At 32.9% G+C, this 18,125-nt stretch carries 17 protein-coding genes; 1 reads left to right on the top strand and 16 read right to left on the bottom strand.

What is annotated here, in order from left to right; translation table 11 throughout:
- Positions 1-245: 245 nt before the first annotated feature.
- The 8 genes from gcvPB to rlmN all read right to left on the bottom strand — a co-directional run bounded on the left by gcvPB (position 246) and on the right by rlmN (position 10,007).
- Positions 246-1,676, bottom strand: a complete 1,431-nt coding sequence (gene gcvPB, locus H9L18_RS07285) for an aminomethyl-transferring glycine dehydrogenase subunit GcvPB (protein ID WP_126791388.1) — start codon at positions 1,674-1,676, stop codon at positions 246-248.
- The gene (gcvPA, locus tag H9L18_RS07280; protein WP_126791390.1) at positions 1,673-2,995 is read right to left on the bottom strand and encodes an aminomethyl-transferring glycine dehydrogenase subunit GcvPA; all 1,323 of its coding nucleotides are present in this window, start codon (positions 2,993-2,995) and stop codon (positions 1,673-1,675) included. The genes gcvPB and gcvPA overlap by 4 nt, the downstream gene beginning before the upstream one ends.
- Positions 2,996-3,000: 5 nt before the next feature.
- The gene (gcvH, locus tag H9L18_RS07275; protein WP_126791392.1) at positions 3,001-3,381 is read right to left on the bottom strand and encodes a glycine cleavage system protein GcvH; all 381 of its coding nucleotides are present in this window, start codon (positions 3,379-3,381) and stop codon (positions 3,001-3,003) included.
- A gap of 22 nt (positions 3,382-3,403) precedes the next feature.
- On the bottom strand, positions 3,404-4,486 hold the full coding sequence (gene gcvT, locus H9L18_RS07270; RefSeq protein ID WP_126791394.1) for a glycine cleavage system aminomethyltransferase GcvT: 1,083 nt from the start codon (positions 4,484-4,486) through the stop codon (positions 3,404-3,406).
- Between the two features lie 193 nt (positions 4,487-4,679).
- Entirely contained in the window at positions 4,680-6,044 is a 1,365-nt protein-coding gene (locus H9L18_RS07265; protein WP_126791396.1) for an MFS transporter, read from the bottom strand.
- 175 nt (positions 6,045-6,219) lie between these two features.
- Complete coding sequence (locus H9L18_RS07260) at positions 6,220-7,854, bottom strand: peptide ABC transporter substrate-binding protein (protein WP_126791398.1); 1,635 nt, start codon at positions 7,852-7,854, stop codon at positions 6,220-6,222.
- Positions 7,855-7,861: 7 nt separating this feature from the next.
- Entirely contained in the window at positions 7,862-8,587 is a 726-nt protein-coding gene (locus tag H9L18_RS07255) for a gamma-glutamyl-gamma-aminobutyrate hydrolase family protein (protein WP_126791400.1), read from the bottom strand.
- 358 nt (positions 8,588-8,945) lie between these two features.
- On the bottom strand, positions 8,946-10,007 hold the full coding sequence (rlmN, locus tag H9L18_RS07250; protein WP_126791945.1) for a dual-specificity RNA methyltransferase RlmN: 1,062 nt from the start codon (positions 10,005-10,007) through the stop codon (positions 8,946-8,948).
- A gap of 136 nt (positions 10,008-10,143) precedes the next feature.
- On the opposite strand from rlmN, the gene H9L18_RS07245 reads away from it, so the two are divergent.
- Positions 10,144-10,554 carry a GNAT family N-acetyltransferase gene (locus H9L18_RS07245; RefSeq protein WP_126791402.1) on the top strand — a complete coding sequence of 137 codons (411 nt, stop codon included), beginning with the start codon at positions 10,144-10,146 and terminating at the stop codon, positions 10,552-10,554.
- A gap of 45 nt (positions 10,555-10,599) precedes the next feature.
- Here the strand turns inward: H9L18_RS07245 and H9L18_RS07240 are convergent, their stop codons facing one another.
- The 8 genes from H9L18_RS07240 to H9L18_RS07205 form a co-directional block, all read right to left on the bottom strand.
- Positions 10,600-11,253: a DNA alkylation repair protein gene (locus H9L18_RS07240; protein WP_126791404.1), complete on the bottom strand. Its 654-nt coding sequence runs from the start codon at positions 11,251-11,253 to the stop codon at positions 10,600-10,602.
- A 14-nt stretch (positions 11,254-11,267) separates the two neighbouring features.
- The gene (locus H9L18_RS07235) at positions 11,268-12,074 is read right to left on the bottom strand and encodes a DUF2238 domain-containing protein (protein WP_126791406.1); all 807 of its coding nucleotides are present in this window, start codon (positions 12,072-12,074) and stop codon (positions 11,268-11,270) included.
- 24 nt (positions 12,075-12,098) lie between these two features.
- Complete coding sequence (locus H9L18_RS07230; protein ID WP_126791408.1) at positions 12,099-12,629, bottom strand: hypothetical protein; 531 nt, start codon at positions 12,627-12,629, stop codon at positions 12,099-12,101.
- A gap of 125 nt (positions 12,630-12,754) precedes the next feature.
- A complete protein-coding gene (locus H9L18_RS07225; RefSeq protein ID WP_126791410.1) occupies positions 12,755-12,937 on the bottom strand; it encodes a hypothetical protein in 183 nt (60 codons plus the stop codon).
- A gap of 108 nt (positions 12,938-13,045) precedes the next feature.
- A complete protein-coding gene (gene fumC, locus H9L18_RS07220; RefSeq protein WP_126791412.1) occupies positions 13,046-14,401 on the bottom strand; it encodes a class II fumarate hydratase in 1,356 nt (451 codons plus the stop codon).
- Positions 14,402-15,589 (bottom strand): NAD(P)-dependent malic enzyme, encoded by a 1,188-nt coding sequence (locus H9L18_RS07215; protein ID WP_126791947.1) that lies wholly within the window; start codon positions 15,587-15,589, stop codon positions 14,402-14,404.
- Between the two features lie 34 nt (positions 15,590-15,623).
- Complete coding sequence (locus H9L18_RS07210; protein ID WP_126791414.1) at positions 15,624-16,991, bottom strand: aspartate ammonia-lyase; 1,368 nt, start codon at positions 16,989-16,991, stop codon at positions 15,624-15,626.
- A gap of 28 nt (positions 16,992-17,019) precedes the next feature.
- On the bottom strand, positions 17,020-17,985 hold the full coding sequence (locus H9L18_RS07205) for an asparaginase (protein WP_126791416.1): 966 nt from the start codon (positions 17,983-17,985) through the stop codon (positions 17,020-17,022).
- Positions 17,986-18,125: the final 140 nt, after the last annotated feature.

Here is an 18,125-nt window from a genome sequence, read left to right as displayed (position 1 = left end):
CTATACTTTTTCACAAAAATAAAAGAGAATGCAGTAAAAAAATAAAATTCAAAGATAATTTACTCAGCATTTTAAACTGAACCGTTTTAAATATAATGAAAATATGATAATTTTTTACAAAACAAACAGCAAAAAATCTGAAAAAATTAATTAAAATTAATTTATAAAAAACTCCTAGCAAATTAGAATTTTCTCTAATTCACTAGGAGTATATTATAATTTATTTGTGAAACTCATGTCAGTTATTAAAATTCATATCTTAAAATTGGGTTTCTCGCTGCTGCTGTTTCATCAACTCGACCAATTAAGGTATTAATTGGCGCTTCTTTGATAACTTCAGCGTCCTGATAAGCTTGTTCTTTAATTTGTTTAAAGACTTCAATCACTTTATCAAGAGTTTCCTTACTTTCTGTTTCCGTTGGTTCAATCATTAATGCTTCTTTAACCACGTCTGGGAAGTACATGGTAGGTGGATGCATGCCATTATCTAACAGAGCTTTTGACACATCAAGAGCAGTAATACCAGTCTCTTTTTTCAAGCGTTCTAATGTCATAACAAACTCATGCATACAAGGTCCCTCATAAGCCATATCATATGTATCTTTAAGTTCATGTCTCATGTAATTAGCGTTTAAAACAGCCGTGCGAGACGCTTGTGGAATACCTTCTTTACCTAACGTTAAAATATAAGTTAACGCTCGGACAACTACGGCAAAATGACCATAGAATGTTTTCACTTGTCCAATTGATTTTTCAGGCGTTTCAAATTCGTATTTATCGCCTACTTTTACTACATGGTAATTTGGTAAGAAAGGTTTCAAGAACTCCTTACAACCTATCGGACCAGCTCCTGGCCCTCCACCTCCATGAGGTGTCGAAAATGTTTTATGGATATTCAAGTGAACTACGTCAAATCCCATATCTCCAGGTCTAACGGTTCCCATAATTGCATTTAAATTAGCTCCATCATAGTAACATAAGCCACCTGCTTGATGAATGATTTCTGTAATTTCAATAATATCATGTTCAAAAAGACCGACTGTGCTTGGATTTGTCAACATTAAACCAGCAGTATCATCTCCGACCACTTCTTTTAATCTTTCTAAATCGACTCTACCGTCTTCTTTTGACGGAATATTAATCGTTTCATAGTTTACCATTGAAGCTGTTGCTGGGTTAGTTCCATGAGCCGAATCGGGAACAATGATCTTATTTCGCTTAAAGTCATTATTATTTTCGTGATACGCTTTAATTAGCATAACCCCAGTCAGCTCTCCTTGAGCGCCAGCAGCTGGTTGGAATGTCATCGCATCCATTCCTGTAATTTCACCTAATAATTTTTCAGCTGTGTAATACACTTCTAAAGAGCCTTGCACTGTATCAATTGGTTGAAATGGATGAATTTGACCAAAGTTTGGTAAAGCACTCATTTCATCATTAATTTTAGGGTTATACTTCATCGTACATGAACCTAAAGGATAGAAGCCATTATTAACACCAAAACTATTGTCAGCTAAATCTGTATAGTGACGGCTCATATCTACTTGAGAAATCTCTGGTAATCTCAATGCTTGTTGTCTGTTAAATTTATCTGGTATTGTTGCTACTTCAACATCAAGTGCGGGAATAAAATCATTTTTTCTACCTGGTTTGCTTCGTTCAAAAACTAATTTCATCCTAAACTAACCTCCTTCAATGCATTAAGTAATTCATCCATTTCTTCTCTTGTATTCAATTCAGTTACACACCAAAGAAGATTTTCTCCAACTGGCATGCCACCAAGAATGCCCTTTTCTTGCAGACGTTCATTCAATTCAACGGGATTAATTGGTGATTTTGTCATAAATTCATGGAAGAATTCTGTTTCATATAGAGGTTCAAAACCATTGATTTTTGCTAATTCATTTTGTAAATAGTGAGCTTTACTATAACACTGAGTTGCAACATCTCTTAGTCCATCTGGTCCCATAGCTGATAAATAAACACTAGCAGTTAGAGCACAGTGTGCTTGGTTTGAACAAATATTCGATGAAGCTTTTTCACGACGAATATGTTGCTCTCTTGCTTGGAGTGTTAAAACAAAAGCTCTTTCTCCCTTATTATCAGTTGTTTCACCAACGATACGACCTGGTAATTTACGTGTTAATTTTTGAGTTGTAGCCATAAATCCTAAGTAAGGTCCGCCAAAATTCATTGGAAGTCCTAACGGTTGACCTTCCCCAGTTGCAATATCTGCTCCGCATTCAAATGGTGTTTTTAAAAGAGCACTCGCTATAGGGTTAACAGCCATGATCAACTTTGTTTTATTTTGATGAACCATTTCTGCTAATTTTTCGCAATCTTCAATGTTACCAAAATAATTTGTCTGCTCAACATATAAACAAGCTACTTCCTCGTCTAGTAATCCTTCTAAAGCAGAATCATTAACTAGTCCATCTTTACTTGGTACAATTATCACGTCTGTTCCCATCGCGTGAGCATATGTTTTAATTGTATCAATTGTCATAGGATGAGAAGTATCTGCAACTAATACTTTCTTTCTTTTTCGATCAATACACATATTTACTGCTTCTGCTGCTGCATTTGAGCCATCATAAACAGATGCATTAGCAACTGGCATTCCAGTAATTTCAGAAACCATTGTTTGAAATTCAAAAATTGATTGTAAAATTCCTTGGCTAATTTCTGCTTGATAAGGTGTATAGGCAGTTAAAAATTCTTCTTTTAACGTTATTTGTTTGACGATAGACGGAATGTAATGATTGTACGATCCCGCTCCTCTAAAAATCGAGTGAAACACTTGATTTTTATTAGCCATCTTCTCTACTTCTCGGCGAACCTCAACTTCTGATTTCCCATTAGGAATATTTAACTCTGATATTTTTAAATCTTCTGGAATATCTTTGAATAAATCATCTAACGTTTTTAGTCCTAAAATATCAAGTAGCTCTTGCTGTTCTTCAGGACTAGAAGGAATATAGTTATAGTTCCCCATAGAAATTATGCCTCCTCTTCAACTACTTTATTGTAAGCCTCTAAATCAATTAATTCTTCTTTTTCTGTAATTCCTTTTACTTCAAACAACCAGTTTTCAAATGGCGCTTCGTTAACACTCTCAGGAGCATCATCTAAGTCTTCATTAATTTTTGAAATAACGCCAGTAAAAGGTGTATAAATATCTGAAACCGTTTTAACAGATTCTACTTCTGCAACTTGGTCTCCCTTATTAACTTCCGTACCCACTTCTGGTAATTCAACAAAAACAATATCACCTAGTTGTTCTTGAGCAAAATCAGTAATACCAACTAATGCTGTTTCATCATCCACAAATTTCACCCATTCATGAGATGCTAAGTAACTAATTTCTTTTGGTCTAGACATAATAAATTCCTCCTAATGATTATTATTTTTTATAAAATGGCATCGGTATAACCTCTGCCTGAACTCTTCTACCTCTTACTTCAGCTTCAACAACTTGCCCTACTTCAGCATAGTCTTTATCAATTAAAGCCATCGCAATCGCATATCCTAAAAATGGAGCATGAGTACCCGATGTGCTCATTCCAATTTGATTATCTTCAACAAAAATTGGTACTTCTTCTCTGACAATACCTTTACCAGTAATTTTTAATCCTACTCGAACTTGATCAATAGATGCTTTTTCAAGAGCTTCTTTACCAATGAATCCATCTTTTTTCATTTTAACAGCAAATTGTAATCCTACTTGAAGGGGATTAATGGTTTCTGACATTTCATGTCCATAAAGCGGCATTCCAGCCTCTAATCGAAGCGTATCCCTTGCACCTAGTCCACAAGGTTGAATATTAAACTCTTCACCTGCTTCTATTAATAGATGCCATATTTTTTCAACATCTTCTGCTTTTGTATAAACCTCAAATCCTTCTTCTCCAGTATATCCAGTTTCTGATAAATCAACCTTCATTCCTTTAAAATCAACTTGTTCTTTAAAAGTATAGTATTTTTCCGGAAAATCAGCTTTTTCAACTAGTTTTTCTAATGTCGCTCTTGCATTTGGACCTTGAATAGCGATTAATCCAATATCATCTGAAGAATCCACTGCTTCTACATCACCTGTCAAATGATTTTTAATCCATTCAAAATCTTTTTCTTTATTAGAAGCATTCACTACTCCCATGAATTTTTCATCATTGTATTTATATAAAATCAAGTCATCAATGATACCACCTGACTCATTACACATCACTGTATATCTTATCTGGCCTGCTTTCATTTTCTCAAAATCGTTTGTAAATATATTTTGTACATTTTTTAAAGCATCTGAACCTTGAATAAAAATTTCGCCCATATGAGAAACATCAAATAATCCGACTGATTCTCTTACAGCCATATGTTCTTTTACTAAACCAGCATCAGCATATTGAACTGGTAATGAATAACCTCCAAAAGGAACCATCTTTCCTTTCAATGCAACATGTGTTTCATAAAGTGGTGTTTTTTTATCCATTATATCCGCCCTCTCCAATTATAAAAATACAATTAATTAGTAAACGCTTTCTATATTGATGATAACATATTTTCACAAAAAATAGAGCATGTAACGGATGTAATTTAATTGCCTTTTAACTTTTCACTCATTTGTGAAAATTAACAAAAAATAGGGAAAACTATTGAAAAGTTTTCCCTATTTCATTTAATATTTATTGTTGAATTTCTTTTTTTGTGAAAGTTTTAAAAACTGATAAACCACTTATGACTAATAAAACAAATAAACAAATCAAAGCTACTTTTGAACCTGTACTTGTTCCTTGTTGATAGTCACTACTTGATTTTTGGAATAAGCCTACGATAATTGCAACAAACGAGGTAGAAACAGCTCCCATAAATTGTTGTAGTGTACTGAAGACCGCATTACCATCATCTTGTAATGATTTATCAATTGCTGATAAACCAACTGTCATGACGTTACTATAAGACAATCCTACACCTATCATAAAAATAACGTGTGACATTGTGATAAGAGTCATGTTTCCTGTTTGGATAACAAAAATTAAACTCAACCATCCTGCAACTGCAAATAAAATCCCAATACCGATTGGTTTTTTAAATCCAAGTTTATCTAGTATTTTCCCTGATATCGGTGCAAATAGTGCTCCAGTTAAAGCACCAGGGAACATCATAACACCTGCTCTTGATGCAGGTACGTCACTTACGATTTGAATAAAATTAGGTAACACAAATGAAACACCTAGTAAAAGAATTTGATAAACTAAAAATGAAATTAAGTAAACTGTGAACATTTTATTTGAGAACACACTTAAATTTAATAATTCTTTTTGTTTATTTGATCCGTAGAATAAGAAACCGCCTACTAACCCAATAGCTAGTGAAATCCAACCAATTGGAGACTCTAAATGACTGAAGAAGAATAATAAGCCAGTAAACATAACTGATAGATAGAGAGCTGCTTTCATGTTAATAGTATCTGTTTTTTGTTGTTCTTCTTTTGGAATAGCATATAAACCAATAACAGTTGAAACAATTAAAACAGGTATTAACAATTTATAGATATAAGTCCAATCATAAGTAGTTGTTAAAATACCGCCATAAGTAGGACCCATCGCCGGAGCGATAGATGTTGTTAAGTTTCCAATACCAATCATCATACCTCTTTTTTTAATCGGTACTTTAGTTAGAATAATGTTAAACATTAACGGTAAAGCAATCCCTGTCGCAACCCCTTGAAGAAGTCTTCCTACTAATAAAACGGTGAATGAAAAAGCAAAAGCATCTACTAAAACACCTGCAACAAAGAATAGACTTGAAGCAATAAATAATTGTCTCTTACTATAGTTTTTCATTAAATAAGATGAAAGAGGCACAACAATTGAAATCATCAATAGGTAAATAGTTGTCACCCATTGAACTTGACTTGTTGTAATTCCAAATTGTTCAATTAATGTTGGAAAAGTGACGTTCATGGCTGTTTCAATCAAAACACCTGCAAACGCCATCATTCCTGTCGCCAAGACAGCTAAATTTACATGAAATTTTTTCGTTTCCATTTTTTCTCTCCTTTACGTCAGAAAAAGAGACAAAATTTATCTAGTGATAAATTTCGCCTCTCTCTCGACACAAACTTAAAAAGTGTTTGTGTTATCTGTACGATTTATTCTCATTTATTTTATGAAATAATGAAAAGAAAGTCAAGCAAATAAAAGTATTTTTTACTTTAAACTCTTATTTTAGATATGCTAAACGATAAGATACTGTTCTTCCAAAAGGAAAAACTTGGATTTTCTCTAAGTTTTCTGAAGTTAAATAGCCGACAGAACCTTGATAAAGTGGTAAAACACCAGCATCTTCTTCTACTAATGTTTTTTCTAAAGCCAATAATTTTTCCCAACGCTTCTCAGGTTCATTAGCTAAATCAAATCTTACTTCATTTAATCCTTTATCATAATTCGGATTGTCATATTTAGCTGTATTTAGTCCACCTTTAGAATCATAAAATTCAAGAAAATTAATTGGATCTGCATAATCTGGAGTCCATGTACCAAAGACTAAATCAAACTCCCCTTGATTTTGTAAATCTAAACGATTTTGAAGTGGTAAAGATTTTAATTTAATTGTTAAACCAGGTAAATTTTGTTGTAATTGTCCTTGAACAAATTCAATTGTTTTTTTAGCAGTTCCTGTATCTGCTGAAATTAACTCAAGTTCTATTTTTTCTTTACCTAACTCTTTTTTAGCAGTTTCCCAGCTTTTTTGCGCTGCCTTAACATCAAAGGCAAGTAAATCACCATTTTCTTTTCTAAAATCCTCTTTCGTTTTTGGATTGAACGCAAAATTAGAGGGAATAAATCCATTTAACTCAGTCGAACCATCACCTAGAATTTCAGAAGCAAATTGTTTTTTGTCAATTGCTTGTAGGATTGCTTTCCTAACATTTTTATTACTAGTTACTTCTCGTTTTTGATTAGGACTTAAATAACCAACCATTGCTTTTGGTACAAAAGTAGCTTGCTCGGAGTCTTTATATTGTTGTGCATACGTGTCAGCTAGAGTTGTATAATCAATCTCACCTGCTTCAAACATTTGAACGCTTGTAGCGACTTCTTTAACAACATTGACATTTATTTTTTCTAACTTCACATTTTTTTCATCCCAGTAGTTTTCACTTTTTTCTAACTGCCATGAGTCATTTGTTCCAGTCCACCCCTTTATAACAAAAGGACCATTTCCAATAAAATCTTCTGCAGTTGTTCCATAAGATTTTGCTTTTTCTTTTGCCATTTTAACATTTTTGGGCATAAATGGTGTTCCTACTAACACTTGAGAGAGATAAGAAATAGGATATTCTAGAGTTAGCTCTAATGTTTTATCATCTTTTGCTACAACGCCAAACTCTTCTAAGTTTGCTTGTTTCTCACGAATTTTACGACCATTTTTAAAGATATCCATTTGATTACTACTTGTTGAACCATAATCTGGATCAATCACATTTTTAAAAGAATAAACAAAATCTTCGGCTTTTACTGGATCGCCATTTGACCATTTCGCTTCATCTTTAATTTTATACGTGTAAATCAAACCATCTTCACTTACCGTTGGCTCTTCTTTTATCATACCGAATTCTGGTTGACCTTTAGCGTCCAAACGATATAATCCTTCCATTGTTTGACCAATCATATCTGAGCTGTTGACATCTGAGTAAAGAGCACTATCTAAAGTAGATAATTCACCATTTGAAACAACACTAATTTCTTGTTTCCGATGTTCTTTCTTCGATTCAACTTTTGAATTTTGACCACATGCTGATAAAATAAGTGCTACTCCAATTAAGACAATCCCTAAATTTTTCTTCATATCCATTCCTCCTCTATAACTCATTAACAACAAATTTAAAAATTTCACGTTCTTGCTCCATTGCTTCATAGGCAAAGTCTGGATGCCACTGAACACCTAAAATTGGAGAAATAGTTGAAGTACTTTCAATTCCCTCAATTATATTATCCTCACTAATTGCAGCGACTTTTAAAGACGGAGCTAACTCTTTAATACTTTGAAAATGGAAAGAATTGACAGAAGTATTTTCTCCGTAAATTTGACGTAAAGAACTTCCTTCTTCTGTTCTAATTTTATGAGTAGGTTCTTCTCTTGGTATGGGGTCTTGCATATGAATCACAGGCTCTGGTGTTCTTTGACTTAAATCCTGATGAAGTGTGCCTCCAAGTGCTACATTAATAAGTTGAAGTCCACGACACACGGCAAAAATTGGTTTTTTTTGTCTCATCGTTTCATTTATTAGAGCTAACTCAAACTCATCTCTTTTGGTTGACATCAAACTAGCATCAAATGATAACTCTTCTTGATACCATTTTGGATTAACATTTTGTCCACCTGTTAAAACTAATTTATCAATTTGAGTGACATATTCTATAGCGTCTTCTTTTGTTCCAATTGGCAAAAGAATGGGTAAGCCACCTGCTAATTGAACTCCCCTAACATATCCTGCTGGTAAATAATTGATTGGTAAATTGTGAAGCTTTTCTCCTGAGTCTTCAACTTCATTTGCTGAAATACCGATTATTGGTTTTTTTGTCATATTATTAATTCCTCATCTTTTTTTAATCTGAAAGTCGTTAATAACAACAACACTGGTGGTCCTCCAATTCTTGTGAAGAATCATTATTAAATTTTAGATACAGACGACTTAATAAAAATGAGATAAATAATAAACCAGCCATCTTTTTCATATCAACCACCCCTTTTTGTTGTTATCACTAAAAAAGCATGAGAAACATTTCATGTGTTTTTAATGTATTGAGAGAATACTAACAAAATGCTTACAATAAGTCAATGAAGTTATCTCCTCAAAAAAAAGAAGCTGATACATTTCAGCTTCTTTCGTTATTTTATAATAGAAATAAATAGAACTATCGACTCTTACTTCATTAAAAAAATCATTTTTGTTTTTTCATCTGTTTACTTCTTAATTGGCCACAAGCAGCATCAATGTCAGTTCCAAATTCTTGTCTGACAACACAATTGATATTATTCTTTTTAAGAATATCATAAAAAGCAAGTATATCTTCTTTAGAACTACGTTGATAATTATCATGCTCACTTACTGGATTATATGGAATAAGGTTAACATAAGTTAATTTTTTCTTATCCTTTAACAAATCCGCTAATTGTTGGGCATGTTCTGGTCGATCATTAACATGAGATAACATAATATACTCAAAAGTCACACGACGGTTTGTTTCCTCAATATAAAAATCAACAGCATCCATTAATTTTTCTAGAGGATAAGCTTTATTAATTACCATCATAGATGTTCTAACATCATTGTTAGGCGCATGAAGAGATATTGCTAAATTTACCTGCATACCATTTGTGGCAAATTTTTTAATTTTTGGAACCAAACCACTTGTTGAAACAGTCATATGTCTTGCCCCAATTGCTAATCCCTTTGGATCATTCATAATATGAAGGAAATTCATGACATTATCATAATTGTCAAAGGGCTCTCCAATTCCCATGACAACGATGTGACTTACGCGTTCCTCTTCGTTTCTTTCATCGAAGTAATGTTGAACTTGCATAATTTGAGCTACAATTTCCCCTGCTGTTAAGTTTCTTTGTTTTTTTAATAAACCACTAGCACAGAATGAACAACCGATGTTACAACCAATTTGAGTTGTTACACAAACAGACAATCCGTACTTCTGACGCATTAAAACTGTTTCGATCATATGTTTGTCTTCTAATTCAAATAAATATTTGACTGTGCCATCATTTGACTCTTGAACAACCATTTCTTTTAGAGGATTGATAATAAATTCACTTGAAAGTTTTTCTAGTAAACTTTTTGGTAAGTTTTTCATTTCACTAAATTCTCTAACCCGTTTAATGTATAACCAATCCCAAATTTGACTTGTTCTAAATTTTTTTTCACCGTTATCTACTAACCACTCGTTTAATTCATCTTGAGTTAACCCATAAATTGATGGTTTCATTATTTCTCCTACTTTCTCAAGTTTGTACACTCAATCACTATAGAACATTCATAAAAGCTTTGCAACGATTATTCTAAAAAACTTATTGATTTCAAAAAAAAGTGTTAAGATTGAACAATAATATAAGAGAGGTGAGCATATGAAATTTGAAAAAACGTTCCAACCTAAAGAAGAGGACATCAAACAGTTAAGACAACTTTTATCTACTTATAATCAAGCCAATTTTGAAACAGATGAATTTGAAGAGTTTGCTATTTATGCAAAAGAAGATGAAGAGATAATCGGTGGTATTAATGGTGAAATATTTGGTCAATGGATGGATATTGAATACTTAGTGATTGAGGAACAATTTCGTGACCAGCATTTAGGTTCCTCTTTACTAGAACAAGCTGAAGCTTTAGCAAAAGAAAAAAATTGTCGATATATTTTCCTGACAACATTTGGTTTTCAAGGCAAAGACTATTATCCTAAATTTGGTTTTAATGAAGTTTACTTTAGAAAAAACTTTCCTATGACTGGAACAGAGCATTATTTTATTAAAGAGCTTTAAAAAAATAACGAAGAGTTTGATGATATCTCAAACTTCTTCGTTTATCTATTTATTAATTTGTTTTAATGCTTCTTTTTTTGCAAATGGTAGTAAATCTTTTTCGGATGTAAATGCCACCACCCAATTAGGATTTACTTTACTATATTGTCTAAGAGACCAACCAATCGCTTTTTGAATGAAAAATTCATCAGTATATCTATCATACATAATAGCTTTTTCTAAAAGTTCTACGTTTGTTTTTTCTTTTTCCATCAATTGTAAGGTTATCGATACACGCCTCATCCACATGTTTTCATGTTGATAAAAATAATAAAACATTTTTTCCTTCTCTTCAGGAACTCGTTTGATGTACAAGCCATAAATTTTGCGCCAAGCATCTACTGTATCCCACCAAGATTTTAATTGAATAAATTGACTATAATTTTGAAGTTCCTCAAAAGATAGCCTATTTACGTTAGCCTCACACATATCAATTGCTACATTTTGATATTCTCGTTCTTCTTTTTGATATAAATAATTAATTGTTTGAAAAAGCTGATCTAAAGAATAAAGTTTACTCTCAGTAATTAATTCATTACTTTGTTTTTTTCTATCTGGAGATTTAACTCCTACAAAAGGATAACGATTTTTCATGTAGTTTTCCATCGGTTTCTTATTTTCTTCTACACCAACTAATTGAAATTTTTTTATATCTATCATTTTTATCACCTCACTTAATCATCTTGAGTATTTTCTGGCACTTCTTCTAAATCATTTTTAACAGGAATAAATTGCCCGGCAAAACCATATTTATGTCTATTTTTAAGATAAAGTAACCCTAGTATAGAGAACACAACAGCACCTACAAAATTGACTATCAAATCTTTCATCGTATCAATAATTCCAATATCTAAATAGCCATCCTCAATTGTTGTTATTATCGTTTTCCCCTCGTTATCTAAAGAGTAAATCTCTGTCTTTTGGATATTATCAACTATGACCGGTATGTTTTTACCTTCTGGCTCTAGCTCCACTGTTGAAATTTTTCTAACAATACGATCTTTTTGCATATCTAAATTTAGCCATCGATCACCAGCAAACTCAAAAAATTCCCAAAGAACACCAATCGTCATCGAAAAACAAAAGGCAACCATCACAACAAAAAAAGGAGATAATTTAAAACTGAAACGCTCATGTTCATTTAAAGTATCAATTAAAGAAAAACCAATTGCAGCTGCTAGAAAACCATTAATTGTGTGTAACATCGTATCCCATTGAGGAACAGTACCATAAAAATTATGAATTTCCCCTAAGATTTCTGCTGCGAAAATAAATAATAATATAACCGCTTCTAGCGTTTTAGGTAATGTAATTCCCATTTGTTTTTCGATAATACTTGGTATAAAAAAGAGAATTAACGTTAAAATACAAATGAAGACACTTCCCCAATTATCTAGCATAATCTGCCTAATTAAAGTCAATAAAACAAACAATCTTAAAACAAAATAAATACTCAGGTGAAACTTCTTATTTAACCACATCAAACTAAACTCCTAATCTAAAATTTAAACTAATCCCTCTATTAAGTTTCTTCCTCCAAGTATTAAGAAATTAATACCAATTAAGGTTGCTACTGATAAAGTTGAAATAAATGGGCTTACTAATAACACAACACCTAAAATCACTCCCATTAAAATCAACATGAAAAATGATATTAATAACCATTTTTGTTTAATTCTTGGTTTAATTATTTTTAACTGCATAATGGAAGTTAACATCTCTAATATAAACCAAATTCCAAATAAAAATCCGATATCAGATACCACTATTACTGTAAATAATTTATTCAAGAATAAAGTTAAGAAAAAGAGAAGACTCATCACACTTTTAACTTGAATCCATACAGAGTTTTCTTCGTTTGACTCCTTTTTAGCACTAATAATATTTATAAAGATATTAATAAACAATGTCATTAAAATAATGTTCATCCAACCATTTAATAGATTGGTAGGTTTTAAAAAAATCATTATTCCTGACAACAAAAGTAAAAAACTGACAGCTAATTTCATCCAATTAAAAGACATACTCTTTTCCATAAAATACCACTGCTTTCTTTTTTCTACTTAGATAAAAACTAACACACATTTTTTTGGTAGGCAACTTATTTTACCCATAAAAAAACCACAACTAGTATGCTTACTAGTCATGGTTTACTCTCTATTTAATCTTTCATAAAGATAGAATGAACTTCTTCAATTTTATTTGTTGCTTCTATTTGTATTTCATCTAATTCTGATTTGACTTGAGCTATCTCATGAGCTGGTATTAAGAATCGCATCGAAAAAATGATTCCCGTCATTCCAAGTATTACAAGAAAGATATTTAATCCTTTCTTCTTTTTCATAAAATCACCTGATTTCTTTTTCTTATAACCATTATGCATCAAGTTACAAGAAATGAACAGGAACTACAGCTACATTTTTTTCTCAGTCCTAAGACTAACCTAAAGCAACTAGACCATATTTTCAGGTACGACCCATTCTTTAAATTCATCTTTTGTCGCATAATTCAACTGTAAGACTGCTTCTTCCAATGAAAGGCTTTCTTTATGTGCAAGTTTTGCCACTTCTGCACATTTTTCGTAACCAATATGGGGGCTAAGTGCGGTTACTAACATTAAAGATCGTTCCACACCTAAAGTCATAGCAGATTCATTAGCTTCTATTCCTTCTAAGCAGTGAATTCTAAATGAATTCATCCCATCTCTCAAAAGAATGACACTTTCTAAAAAATTAGAGATAATGACAGGCTTATAAACGTTCAATTCAAAGTTTCCTTGACTACTTCCAATTTGAATCGTTGTGTCATTTCCCATCACTTGGCAACTTACCATCGTTAGTGCTTCTGCTTGTGTTGGATTAACTTTTCCAGGCATGATTGAGCTTCCCGGTTCATTTTCAGGTATATCAATTTCACCTAATCCTGCGCGTGGTCCACTTGCTAACCAACGTATATCGTTCGCGATTTTCATTAAATCACCTGCAAGAGCTCTCAAAGCACCATGTGTGAAAGACAATGCTGAATGGCTTGTTAAACCATAAAACTTATTAGGCTCTGTCTCAAATCCTAAACCAGTATGAGTAGCAATTTCTTTTGCCATAGCAACGTCAAAACCTTCTGGTGCATTTAAGCCTGTTCCAACCGCTGTTCCTCCAATGGTTAAATAATCCAGTGATTTAGCACTTGATTCAATAAATTCTTTGGCTTTTTCCATCATACTAGTCCAACCGCTTATCTCTTGACCGAAAGTTAAGGGTGTTGCATCTTGTAAATGAGTACGTCCTATTTTAATAATCCCTTGATTTTTCTCTTCCAACTCTTTTAAAACTATAATCCATTCCTTTATTTCTTCAATTAATGGATTAAGTTCTTTTCTAGCAGCAATATGCATTGCTGTTGGAAACGTGTCGTTTGAGCTTTGTGACATGTTAACATCATCGTTTGGATGAATGTCAACTCCTTTGTCAGCACATAAATGAGCGATAACTTCATTACTATTCATGTTACTTTGCGTTCCACTACCTGTTTGATAAATGTTTAACGGAAATTCTTGATCCCATTTTCCTGATAATATCTCATCTGATACTTCAACTATAACCTCTTTTTTTTCCTTCGAAAGCTTTCCTAAATCGTAATTAACAACAGCTGCTGCTCTTTTAATTTCTACTAAACCGTACATAACCGAAAGAGGCATAACAGAACGTCCTATTTTAAAGTTCTGAAGACTTCTTTGAGTTTGTGCCCCCCATTTATGATTTGAAGGAACTCTTACTTCTCCCAAAGAATCCTTTTCGATACGATAATCCATTTAATGACCTCCAGTTGTTCTAGCAACACCTGTCTTTATAGCAGCTTCCGCCACTGCTTGACTAACTGCTTCTACGACTCTCTTGTCAAAAGGATCAGGTATTACATATTCCACGTTCAACTCATCTTCTGTAATTAAATTAGCAATAGCAAATGCTGCTGCCTTTTTCATCTCATCATTTATTTGACTTGCTCTAACACTTAAAGCGCCTTTAAAAATTCCTGGAAAGGCTAAAACATTGTTAATTTGATTTGGAAAATCTGATCGTCCTGTTCCCATCACTTTAACACCTGATTCGATTGCTTCATCATACATTATTTCGGGTACTGGATTTGCCATTGCAAAGACAATCGGATCTTTTGCCATTGTTTTAACCATTTCTTTTGTTAAAGCTCCTGCAACAGAAACACCAATAAAGACATCTGCCTCTTTAATAGCATCCTCTAAGTTACCTGTTTCTTGTTTTGGATTAGTTGTTTTAGCCAAATCAATCTTATGAGGATCTGTTAAATTAGGTCTTTCCGTATATAAAATTCCCTGTCTGTCACAAGCAATGATATTTGTAACGCCTAACTCTTGAAGTAACTTGATAATAGCTGTTCCGGCAGCACCTGGGCCATTAAGGACAACTTTTATGTCTGACATTGATTTTTTAACAATCTTTAAGCTATTGATAATCCCTGATGCCACAACAATTGCTGTTCCATGTTGATCATCATGAAAAACAGGTATATCTAATGTTGCTTTTAATTTTTCCTCTATTTCAAAACATCTTGGTGCTGAAATATCTTCCAAATTAATACCACCAAAACTGTATTGTAATGAAGAGATGATTTCGATTAACTTATCTGTATCTGTTTCATTAATGACTAAAGGATAAGAATCGATATCAGCAAATTCTTTGAATAAGACTGATTTACCTTCCATTACTGGCATAGCAGCTTGTGGTCCAATATCACCTAACCCCAATACAGCTGTTCCATCAGAAATAACTCCTACTAAATTCCCACGTGAAGTATATTTATAACTATCATCTGGATTTTCAGCAATTTTTTTACAAGGCTCAGCAACTCCTGGTGTATAAGCAAGTGCTAATTCTTCTCTTGTTTTGACTGATAATTTACTATTAACTTCAAGTTTTCCATGATTTTCTTCATGAACTTGTAACGCTTTTTCACTTACGTTCACTTTATTAGCCTCTTTTCCATTCATCGGATTATTTTTATCTAATTGATGCTCTAACACTTTCTTGACTTTTTACTTCAATACCTTCAGATTCAGCAATTTCTCGAATTGTACGTCCTGTCTCTAAGCTTATTTTGGCAATTTCAGCCGCTTTTGTATAGCCAACTGTTTCAGAAAGAACAGTTGCTAAATAAGTACTTCTTTCAAGATTATCAAAACATTTTTCTTCATTTGCTTCGATTCCTGCAATACAGTGGTCAATAAAAGTTCCAATTCCATTAGTTAACACTTGGAAAGATTCAATTAGTTTATAGAATACAACTGGTTCAAAGGCATTTAATTCTAATTGGCCGGCTTCAGCAGCTGCGCCAATAATAGCATTATTTCCCATTACAACAAATGAACATTGTGTCATCACTTCTGGAATAACCGGATTAATTTTTCCTGGCATAATAGAAGATCCATTTTGTCTAGCTGGAATTCTAATTTCTCCAATTCCTGAATTTGGTCCTGATGATAATAAACGAATATCATTTGAAATTTTTGATAATGATATAGCAATAGATTTTAGAACATCTGATAGCACAACATATTGCTCAATGTTTTGTGTGCCATCTACTAAATCATCTGTAATATCTAAGTTTTCATCTGTAATCATATTTAAGAAAGGTAAAACGGTAGCTGATAAATCTGGGTGGGCTGTAATTCCCGTTCCAATTGCTGTTCCCCCTAGATTAATAGCTTCCATTTCTTTACGAACATCTTTTAGACGACGTAAGTTCCGTTTAGTCACTGAATAGTAAGCATGGAATTCTTGACCTAGAGTAATTGGTACAGCATCACTCAATTGCGTTCTTCCTAATTTTAAAATATCTTTAAATTCTTCTGCTTTAACTTCAAAAATATCCATTAAGCGTTCTAACTCATCTTCTAAAAGAGGTATTTTTTTAAGCATCGTTAATTTTCCCGCAGTTGGGTACACATCATTTGTTGATTGGCCTTTATTAACATCGTCATTGGGATGAATAACTGAAAAGTCTCCTTTTACGCCACCCAAAATTTCAATTGCTCGGTTTGTAATAACTTCATTTACGTTCATGTTACTACTTGTTCCAGCACCACCTTGGATTGGATCAACTATAAAAGAATCATGGAATTGACCAGCTATAATTTCATCAGAAGCTTGGACAATTGCTTTTGTTTTCTCTTCAGGTAATAAACCTAATTTATGATTAGCTAAAGCTGTTGCTTTTTTCACTTGTGCTAAACTTACAATAAAATCAGGATCCAATTGTTGCGTTGTAATTGGAAAGTTAATTTTTGCTCTCAAAGAGTGAACTCCGTAATAACTATCCACTGGTATTTCTAATTCTCCAACACTGTCTTTTTCCATCCGATACATCATGTTAATAATTCCCTTCTATATTTGGTTTTTATTCTGTCATAAATTGACGAAACTCATGATGTGATAAACGTGCATTTAAACCTACTAGCATGCGCAAACGTGCTTTGGAACCTGTCAAACCTTGAACAAACATAACACCCATCTTACGAAGCGGAATTCCGCCTCCTTCGTAATCGTAAATATCTTGAGCAATCCCGTTTGAACATCTTGAAACTAAAGAAACAGGAATACCTGAATCAATCAATTCTTGTAAACTAGGAATAACCTTTGGTGGTAAATTTCCAGCACCTAAAGCTTCGATAACAACACCATCTACCTGAGCATCTTTTAACACATCAAATAGCATAGCGTCCATTCCCGCGTAAGCTTTTACTAAAATCACTTTTCCCTCTACTGATTGAATTGGCATAGCATGGTGTTCAACAACTTCCTTCAAATAAATTACTTGGCGTTTTGATAAAATGCCAATCGGGCCAAAGGTTGGTGTTCTAAAGGTATCCACACTTGTTGTATGTGTTTTAGTTACAAACCTTGCTGCATGAATTTCATCATTCATTACAACAAGCACCCCTTGATTTTTTGATTTATCATCAGAAGCCGTAATAATCGCTTGCACATAGTTATATAAACCATCTGCTCCGATTTCATTACTTGAACGCATTGCACCTGTTAGAACAACTGATATCTTTTTCTTAAATGAAATATCTAAGAAATAAGCTGTTTCTTCAAGCGTATCAGTCCCATGAGTTATGACTACTCCATCAAATCCTTCTGTTTGGGCTTTTTCAATACGGTTTTTAATAACGAGCATTTCTTTTGGTGTGATATGAGGAGAAGGTAGGTTAAAGATTTCTTCTACTGTCACATCAATGTCTTTTGGGACAACATTTCTTGTTTGATTCAGTGGATGTTGAGTGGATAATCCGACTGCTCCATCTTCTTCTTGAGTCATTGAAATTGTTCCACCGGTATGTAACACTAATACTTTTTTCATTTGCGCACCTCGTTAACGTTTCCACACTTTTATTTTAGAATTTTATCTAAATCTTGTCGTGCAGTTATTTTATTTTTTTATGGTTAATATTTGCTTCTTTTTTTCTGTTTTATATCGCATATCAAAAATAAGAGGTCTTT

The organism is Vagococcus carniphilus, assembly GCF_014397115.1.
GTDB lineage: Bacteria > Bacillota > Bacilli > Lactobacillales > Vagococcaceae > Vagococcus > Vagococcus carniphilus.
The sequence above is the reverse complement of the archived record's forward strand: the minus strand, read 5'-3'. Positions and strand labels throughout refer to the sequence as shown.